The sequence below is a fragment of the Rhodoferax sp. OV413 genome, assembly GCF_945881795.1.
Classification (GTDB): domain Bacteria; phylum Pseudomonadota; class Gammaproteobacteria; order Burkholderiales; family Burkholderiaceae_C; genus Allorhodoferax.
On the sequence record NZ_CAMCVG010000145.1, the window covers coordinates 1 to 3,336 of the forward strand.

Annotated in this window: 2 protein-coding genes and 1 pseudogene; all 3 read right to left on the minus strand. The window is 62.4% G+C overall.

The features are described from left to right. The coding region (locus Q0O05_RS11825; RefSeq protein ID WP_293663275.1) for a biotin/lipoyl-containing protein at positions 1–200 on the minus strand (200 nt) is incomplete at its 3' end. Between the two features lie 15 nt (positions 201–215). Beyond that, the gene (gene aceF, locus Q0O05_RS11830; protein ID WP_293663277.1) at positions 216–1,943 is read right to left on the minus strand and encodes a dihydrolipoyllysine-residue acetyltransferase; all 1,728 of its coding nucleotides are present in this window, start codon (positions 1,941–1,943) and stop codon (positions 216–218) included. Between the two features lie 18 nt (positions 1,944–1,961). Next, a pseudogene (gene aceE / locus Q0O05_RS11835) lies at positions 1,962–3,336 on the minus strand (pyruvate dehydrogenase (acetyl-transferring), homodimeric type); the annotation flags it as partial.

Genomic DNA, 3,336 nt, shown 5'->3' on the forward strand with positions numbered 1-3,336 from the left:
ACCTTGTCGCCCAGCTTGACCTTGATCTCCTTGATCACACCGCCGGCGCTGGCCGGAATCTCCATGGAGGCCTTGTCAGACTCCACGGTGATCAGGCTTTGCTCGGGCTTGATGGTGTCGCCCACTTTGACCAGCAGCTCGATGACCGAGACCTCGTCGAAGTCGCCAATGTCCGGAACCTTGATATCTACGATTGCCATGATCTGGTTCCTGTCTTAAAGCAACACGCGGCGGAAGTCACCCAGGATCTGGCCCAGGTACACGTTAAAGCGGGCCGCAGCGGCGCCGTCAATCACGCGGTGGTCCCAAGTCAGGCTCAGGGGTAGCATCAGGCGTGGCACAAACTCTTTGCCGTTCCATACGGGCTCCATCTGGCTCTTGCAGACGCCGAGGATGGCGACTTCCGGCGCATTGATGATGGGCGTGAAGTAACGCCCGCCAATGCCGCCCAGGCTGGAGATGGTGAAGCTCGCGCCGCTCATGTCGGCCGGGCCCAGCTTGCCTTCGCGGGCCTTTTTGGCCAGATCGCCCATCTCGGCGCTGATCTGGAAGATGCCTTTTTTATCGGCGTCTTTGATCACGGGCACCACCAGGCCGTTGGGCGTGTCGGCGGCAAAGCCGATGTGGAAATACTGCTTGTAGATCAGCGCATCGCCATCGAGCGAGCTGTTGAACTCAGGGAACTTCTTGAGCGCGGCCACGCAAGCCTTGATCAGGAACGCCAGCATGGTGACCTTGACAACATTGCCTCCGGATTTCGCGGCCTTCTCGGTCTCTAGGTTGGTGGAGACGCGGAAGTCTTCGAGGTCGGTGATGTCGGCATCGTCGTGGTTGGTGACTGCCGGAATCATGACCGCATTGCGCAGCAGGTTGGCACCGCTGATCTTCTTGATGCGGGACATCTCCTTGCGCTCGATGGGGCCGAACTTGGCAAAGTCCACCTTGGGCCAGGGAATCAGGCCCAAGCCGGCGCCGTCGTTGGCGGCGGGCTTGGCCTGCGCCGCAATCGCGGCGGTTTGCACCGAGCCGCTCATCACCGCGCGGGTAAAGGCCTGCACGTCCGCCTCGGTGATGCGGCCCTTCAGGCCGCTGCCCTTGACTTCGTGGAGCGGCACACCCAGCTCGCGCGCAAACTTGCGCACCGAGGGCGACGCATGGGGCAAACCCAGCGTGGCGCCGCCGGGCGTATGCGCTGGAACTACCAAGGCAGCAGGCGCTGACACAGAGGCTGCTGGCGCGGGCGCTGCAACGGCTTGGACCGAGGCTTGTGCGGAAGCTTGTGCGGTAGGTGCCACTGCACCAGCAGGAGCCGCCTGCACAGCTGAAGGAGCCGTAGCTGGAACGCCGCCGACAGCGCCTTCCAGCACCACCACTAGGTCACCGATGTTGACGGTGTCACCCAGCTTGACCTTGATTTCCTTCACCACACCGGCGTGGCTGGCCGGAATTTCCATGGACGCCTTGTCGGACTCGACGGTGATCAGGCTTTGCTCCACCTTGACCGTGTCACCCACCTTGACCAGCAGCTCGATCACCGAAACGTCTTTAAAGTCCCCGATGTCGGGCACGCGCACCTCCACCGGGCCGGATGCAGCGGGGGCCGCCACCGGAGCCGGCGCAGCTGCTACAGAAACAGGAGCTGCCGGCGCAGATACGGCGGGAGCTGGAGCCGCTTTTGCCTCCAAAACCGGGGCTGCAGCTGCACCCGCCGCCTCCACCATCACCACCACCGAACCTTCTTTGACCTTGTCTCCCAAGGCGACCTTGATTTCCTTGACCACGCCTACGGTGCTCGAGGGAATTTCCATGGAAGCCTTGTCGCTCTCCACGGTGATCAGGCTCTGCTCCACCTTCACGGTGTCGCCCACCTTGACCAGCAGCTCGATGACCGCGACTTCGTCGAAATCACCGATATCCGGAACTTTTACTTCTACCAATGCCATGTTATGCCTCCGGAATTTTTATGCGTACAGCGGATTAACTTTGTCGGTCTTGATGCCGTACTTGGCAATGGCTTCCGCCACCTTGGCCACCGGAACGACACCGTCTTCGCTCAGGGCCTTGAGAGCTGCCAGCACGACATAGTGGCGGTTGATCTCAAAGTGTTCGCGCAGCTTGCCGCGGAAGTCGGAGCGGCCAAAGCCGTCGGTGCCCAGCACCTTGTAGTTGCGCCCGCCCTTGCCCGCCACTTGCACGTAGGGGCGGATTTGCTCCGCATAGGCCTTCATGTAGTCGGTAGACGCAATCACCGGGCCGGTGGAGTTGCCCAACTGCTGCGCCACAAACGACACCCGCGGCGTCTCCAGCGGATGGAGCAGGTTCCAGCGGTCGGCGTCCTGGCCGTCACGGGTCAGTTCGTTGAAGCTCGGGCAGCTCCATACAGCGGCGCCCACGCCCCAGTCCTTCTCCAGCAGCTCCTGCGCGGCAATGCTTTCGCGCAGGATGGTGCCGGAGCCCAGCAGCTGCACGCGGGGAGCCTTCTTGGTCAGTGCGGCTCCCGGCTTGCAGAGATACATGCCCTTGATGATCTGTTCCTCGGTGCCCGGAATCAAGCCGGGCATAGGGTAGTTTTCATTCAGCAGGGTCAGGTAGTAGAAGACGTTGTCTTGCTTCTCCACCATGCGCTTCAAGCCGTGATGCAGGATCACGCCCACCTCGTGGGCATAGGTCGGGTCATAGCTTACGCAGTTCGGGATGGTGCCGGCCATGATGTGGCTGTGACCGTCTTCGTGCTGCAGGCCTTCGCCGTTGAGTGTCGTGCGACCTGATGTGCCGCCCAGCAGGAAGCCGCGGGCTTGCATATCGCCTGCGGCCCAGGCCAAGTCGCCGATGCGCTGGAAGCCGAACATCGAGTAGTACACGTAGAACGGCACCATGATGCGGTTGCTGGTGGAGTAGCTGGTGGCGGCGGCAATCCAGCTGCTCATGCCGCCGGCTTCGTTAATGCCTTCCTGCAGAATCTGCCCGGCCTTGTCTTCCTTGTAGTACATGACCTGGTCTTTGTCGACCGGGGTGTACTGCTGGCCTGCGGGGTTGTAGATGCCGATCTGGCGGAACAGGCCTTCCATGCCGAAGGTGCGCGCCTCGTCCACCAGGATGGGCACCACGCGCGGACCCAGCGCCTGATCGCGCAGCAGCTGGGTCAGAAAGCGCACATAGGCTTGTGTGGTGCTGATCTCGCGGCCTTCAGCGGTCGGCTCCATCACGCTCTTGAAGGTGTCGATGGCGGGCACGGTGAAGCTCTCGTCGGCCTTGACGCGGCGCTTGGGCAGGTAGCCGCCCAGGGCCAGGCGCCGCTCGTGCAAGTACTTCATCTCGGGCGGGTCGTCGGCCGGC

Bases quoted from the DNA above. Each gene is read 5' to 3' on its own strand.
- aceF (WP_293663277.1), bottom strand. From the start codon at position 1,943: ATGGCATTGGTAGAAGTAAAAGTTCCGGATATCGGTGATTTCGACGAA.